General features: G+C 75.0%; 5 protein-coding genes. 3 read left to right on the top strand and 2 right to left on the bottom strand.

Annotated features, from left to right (window positions below; genetic code table 11):
• Window positions 1-130 precede the first annotated feature (130 nt).
• Window positions 131-409, top strand: coding sequence for a hypothetical protein (locus AX737_RS36455; RefSeq protein ID WP_156453975.1), 279 nt, complete (start codon window positions 131-133; stop codon window positions 407-409).
• A 116-nt stretch (window positions 410-525) separates the two neighbouring features.
• Window positions 526-1,200, top strand: a complete 675-nt coding sequence (locus AX737_RS36460; RefSeq protein ID WP_066926633.1) for a DJ-1/PfpI family protein — start codon at window positions 526-528, stop codon at window positions 1,198-1,200.
• Window positions 1,201-1,507: 307 nt separating this feature from the next.
• On the opposite strand, the gene AX737_RS26360 is transcribed toward AX737_RS36460, so the two are convergent.
• Entirely contained in the window at window positions 1,508-2,779 is a 1,272-nt protein-coding gene (locus AX737_RS26360; RefSeq protein ID WP_066926641.1) for a terminase family protein, read from the bottom strand.
• A complete protein-coding gene (locus AX737_RS36465) occupies window positions 2,745-3,494 on the bottom strand; it encodes a hypothetical protein (RefSeq protein ID WP_066926635.1) in 750 nt (249 codons plus the stop codon). The genes AX737_RS26360 and AX737_RS36465 overlap by 35 nt, the downstream gene beginning before the upstream one ends.
• A 260-nt stretch (window positions 3,495-3,754) precedes the next feature.
• Between AX737_RS36465 and AX737_RS26370 the strand changes: the two genes are divergently transcribed.
• Window positions 3,755-4,792, top strand: a complete 1,038-nt coding sequence (locus AX737_RS26370; protein WP_066926637.1) for a PAS domain S-box protein — start codon at window positions 3,755-3,757, stop codon at window positions 4,790-4,792.
• Window positions 4,793-4,829 lie beyond the last annotated feature (37 nt).

Consider the following 4,829-nt stretch of genomic DNA (forward strand, 5'->3'; position numbering starts at 1 on the left):
GGCGGGGGCCGATCTCGCAGCCGTGACGGGTGCGGTGCGGGATCGACGGATCCTTTGCGCGGGCGCGGTGTTTGTGTGTCCGGGTACGGGGACAGAATTCCTCTGTCGCCGCAGACGGGAATGCCATCCGATGAAGACGATCCTCCTGGCCGCCGCCGCGGTGGCCGCCCTCGCCCTGCCGGCCTCGGCGCAGGCGGTGATCGAGACCCCGACCAGCACCACGGTCGTGGTGCCGCCCGGCGCGCCGGGCGTGCTGACGCCCCAGACCGGATCGACCGGCGACGAGGGCGCGCTCAGCTACTCGCCGACCGGTCGGGCGGCGGACGTGATCTCGAACGACTCGGCGGCGGCCGGCAATGCCGGCCAGCCCTCGCGCGTCGCGCCCCAGGGCGGCGGCGGCGGTCGCTGAGCCCGGCGGGCGCGGCCCTCGCCGCGCCCCTCGCCGGATCCCGCGCCGAACCCCTGGTCCTCCGGCCGGCGAGGGCGGATAATGCCCGCGGCCAGACAGGGGTGAGGCGAGCGGCGATGCGCTTCGGCATTCTGATGTTTCCGGACCTGATGCAGCTCGACCTCGCGGGGCCGGCCGAGGTGTTCGGCGCGGTGCCGGGCGCGGAGCTGCACCTGATCTGGAAGACGCCCGCGCCCGTCACGAACAGCGCGGGCTGGCGCATGGTGCCGACCACGACCTTCGCCGACTGCCCGCCGCTGGACGTGATCTGCGTGCCGGGCGGGCGCGGCCAGGTCGCGCTGATGGACGACGACGAGACGCTCGGCTTCCTGCGCCTGCAATCGGCGGGCGCGCGCTTCACCACCTCGGTCTGCACCGGCTCGCTGGTGCTCGGCGCGGCCGGGCTGCTGCGCGGCTACCGGGCGGCCTGCCACTGGATGTCGCGCGACCAGCTCGCGCTGCTCGGCGCGATCCCGGTGGCCGAGCGCGTGGTGCGCGACCGGGACCGGATCACCGGCGGCGGCGTCACGGCGGGCATCGATTTCGGCCTCGCGGTCGTGGCCGAGCTCTGCGGCCCCGAGGCCGCCAAGCTCGTCCAGCTCGGCCTGGAATACGACCCGGCCCCGCCCTTCTCGGCCGGCTCGCCGGAGGGCGCCGGGCCGGCGCTCGTGGCCGAGGCCAAGGCGCGGGCGAGGGGGCGGCAGGAGCAGCGGTTGGCGGCGACGCGGGCGGCGGCGGAGCGGTTGGGTTAGTGCGGCGTTTTACTGCTCCGCTCCTCCCCGGGACATGGATCGATGGTGGTCCCGGCGCTCTGCGTGAGCGTGCTGCATAATAACGCGATGCCATAAGCGCGCAGCGCCTACGACATGATCGGCTATGGCAGGAAAGCGGGGACAACCCGCCCCAACAAGATAGAGGCTACCTGCCGACCGGGCAACAAAAGGTTAAAATGCATTAACTTTTATCAATCCTCAACCTCAACGCTTTTGGGTGAGGTTGCTGCATAATACCGGAGAGATCGGTCCTCGAGGCTCAACCTCAAGCTCCTAGACCGCCCGCTCACAGCCCCCGGATTCGCGGCGCCCCGCCCCCGTCCAGCAGAAGCGCCGTCACCGCCCAGACCAGCGCGTCGAGCCGGTCCGGCGAACCGCCACCACTCAGCCCATCCGGCCCGAAATCGCAGAGCTCGTCCTCCAGCGCCGGGAACGCCCCAGCATGGTGCACCCGCCCCTGCGCGTAGAGCAGCGAGACCGGCTCGGCCCGCAGGAACTTGCCGCGCGTGGCCCGCACGGGCGTGACCTGCACGGCCGGGTCGCACTGGCGCAGCACGGCGCTGGCCATCTCGCCGCCCTGGTTCACCTCGACCACCAGCGCGTCCGCCGCGAGGCGGTGGTAGAGCGCGAGCGCGGCGCCGGCCCAGGCCTCCGGGGTGGCGCGGGGCAGGCTGGCGTCGGCCAGCACGTAGGCGTGCTCGCCCGCCACCCCCGCGGCGACGAGGCCGCAGGCGTCCGAGCGGGCGCCGGAGGTCGCCGGCGGATCGACCGCGACCACGATCCGGGCGAGCGCGGGCGCGGCCGCCACGCGGGCGGCCTCGATCCCGGCCCGGCTCCAGAGCGCGTCGGGGCGGTCCTCGATCAACTCGCCGTCGAGTTCCTGCCGGCCGAGACGGGTGCCGCCGTAGCGCGCCGTCACGGTCTCCAGGAAGGCGGGGGCGAGGTGCGCGGCGTTGTCGTGGGTGCGGGCGCGGCTCACCGCCGTGCGGGGGGCCGCCAGCAGCCGCCGGAGCAGCGGGATCGGCCGCGGCGTGGTGGTGACGAGGGCGCGCGGGTGGCGCCCGAGCCGCAGGCCGAACTGCAGCATGTCGAAGGCGGCCTCGGGCCGGGGCCACTTGGCCAGCTCGTCGCACCACGCGGCGCCGAACTGGGGGCCGCGGAGCGAATCCGGGTCCTCCGCGGAGAAGCCCTGCGCCACCGCGCCGTTCGGCCAGGTGAGCCGGCGCCGGCTCGGCGACCAGCGGGGCCTCGGGCCCCGCGCCGGGATGCCCAGCAGCCCCGAGGGGCCCTCGACCATCACCTCGCGCAGGTCCGCGAAGGTCTCGGCCACCAGGGCGATGCGCCCGACGGGCTCGGCCGTGAAGGCCGGATCGCCCCGGGCCAGCGCATCGACCCACTCCGCCCCCGTGCGGGTCTTGCCGCAGCCGCGCCCGCCGACCACGGCCCAGAGCGTCCAGGGCTCCGCCTCCGGGCAGGGCGGCAGGCAGGGCGGCAGCTGGTCGGGCCGGGCCTGGAACAGCCAGTCACGCGCCAGCGCCCGCAGCGCCGGGGCCGGCAGGCCGCCGAGCGCGCGGGCGAGCGCCGCCTCGCCGAGCTGCGCCGGCCAGGCGGCGCGCGAGTGCCGCGCGCAGGGCCGGCAGGTCGTCGGCGAGGTTCCCGGCGCCGTCCTCGGCGTCCTCGCGGGCAAGGTCGTCGCGCCCCGGCTCGCCATCGCCCCCCTCCCGCGCCTGCGCCAGTTCGTCGAGGAGCCGCTTCAGCCCGCCGAGGTCGCGCAGGACCCGGGCCGAATCGACCACCGCGGCCCCCGCGCCCGAGAGCGCGGCGTCGAAGGCCGCGATCTGGCGGGCGACGTGCCCGCGCAGGGCCGCCCGCAGGGCCGGCCCGTCCGCCGCGGAGGCGGCGTCGAGCGGGAGGGGCGGCGGCGTGGCCGGGCCGGCGCCGCGGCGCCGCAGGGTGATGCCCAGCGCCCGGTAGAAGGCCGTCGCCGAGGTTCGCCCCACGCCGATCGCCTCGGCGAGATCCTGGGGCGCCACCCGCGGCTCGTAGTAGATGCGCGCCACCGCCTCGCGGCGCGCCTGCGGCCAGGTCGCCGGGCTGAGCTGCGAGACCCGCGGCCGCGCCCGGCGCCAGCCCTCCCGCAGGTTCCAGCCGCTCACCGTGCCGGCCGGGATCCCGAGTTCCGCCGCGATGGCGCAGATCGGCCGGTCGGTCTCGCGCAGGAGGCGGGCCGCCTCGGCGCGCTGCTCCGGCGTGTAAGGGCTTGGCCAGGCCATCCCCGCCTCTCGTCACACTTCTGGAGAATGCCTGAACCCTAACCCGGGAGCGTTGCGCTGTCAATGATAAAAAACCGATTCTAGGCTAAAAATCTGGGATGCGGGACGTGTGCCCCCGAGCGGCCGGAGACTTTCCGCCTGGATCCGGGCTCGTCCCGGGCGGTGCCGTCGGCGGGGGGAACGGCGCTCATCCCGGCACGTTGACCGGCGCCCACCCCGCGCATGCCGGTCTGGGCGCGGGCGTCCGGGTCGGGAACAGCATGGCGGTCGAGACACTAGGAGGCGCGGGGCCGGGCGAGGCCGCCGCACTGAGCGACAGTTTCCGGCGCTTCGCCGACGCGGTGCCGTTGATGATGTGGCGCTCCGATCCTGCCGGTCGGGCGATCCACCACAACGAGTGCTGGCTGGAATTCACCGGCCGCAGCCTCGACGAGGAGCTGGCCCGGGACTGGCGCGAGGGCCTGCATCCGGACGATTTCGAGCGCCACGCCCGCGTGGTCGCCGACGCCTTCGCGGCGCGCAAGCCCTTCACGGTGGAGTTCCGCCTGCGCCGGCACGACGGGGCCTATCGCTGGCTCCTCGACACGGCGCGCCCCCTGGTGGAGGAGGGCGGCTTCCGGGGCTATCTCGGCTCCTGCTTCGACATCACCGACCGCAAGCACGCCGAGGAGCATATCGAGCACGCGCTGGCCGAGAAGGAGGCGCTGCTGGCCGAGGTCTACCACCGGGTGCGCAACAACCTCCAGGTGATGGTCAGCCTGATCGGCCTCTACGGCCGGGCCGCGCCCGATCCCTGCCGCGGCTCCTTCGAGGCGCTGGGCCAGCGGGTCCGGGCGATCGCGCTGGTGCAGCAGCACCTGCACGAGGCCCCCCACATCGCCAGCATCGACCTCAAGGACTACCTCCACCGCCTAGCCTCGGGCCTCGGCCAGCTCCGGCGCGCGGGGCGGATCGGCGTGCAGGTCGGCGGCGGCGGAACGGGGCTCGTGGAGCCGCGCACCGCCAACGCGCTGGGCATGATCGTGGCCGAGATCGTGGCGGAGTGCCTGGACGCCACGGCGGAATCGGTCGCCTGCGCGATCGCCATCGAGATCCACGCCGAGGCGGGCGGCCCGGTGCGGCTCTCGATCGTCTCGGGGGCGGGGGAGGGGGACGAGCCCGGCCGGCCCAACGTGCCGAAGCTCGGGCCGCGCCTGATCGCGGCCTACGCGGCCCAGGCCGAGATCGCCGTGACCGGGACGGCGACGGCGGCGGATCCGCTCCTGCTGCACCTGCCCGAGGCGCGAGTGCGCAACTGAGCCCGCTCGCAGCCGCCGCGCCGCGCCTATATAGGGC

Origin of the sequence: Methylobacterium sp. CCH5-D2 (assembly GCF_001556475.1) — a bacterium.
GTDB classification, from domain to species: domain Bacteria; phylum Pseudomonadota; class Alphaproteobacteria; order Rhizobiales; family Beijerinckiaceae; genus Methylobacterium; species Methylobacterium hispanicum.

Excerpts from the sequence above, each read along its gene's own strand:
- AX737_RS36455 (WP_156453975.1), top strand. The coding sequence starts at position 131 with ATGAAGACGATCCTCCTGGCCGCCGCCGCGGTGGCCGCCCTCGCCCTG.
- AX737_RS36460 (WP_066926633.1), top strand. The coding sequence starts at position 526 with ATGCGCTTCGGCATTCTGATGTTTCCGGACCTGATGCAGCTCGACCTC.
- AX737_RS36465 (WP_066926635.1), bottom strand. The coding sequence starts at position 3,494 with ATGGCCTGGCCAAGCCCTTACACGCCGGAGCAGCGCGCCGAGGCGGCC.
- AX737_RS26370 (WP_066926637.1), top strand. The coding sequence starts at position 3,755 with ATGGCGGTCGAGACACTAGGAGGCGCGGGGCCGGGCGAGGCCGCCGCA.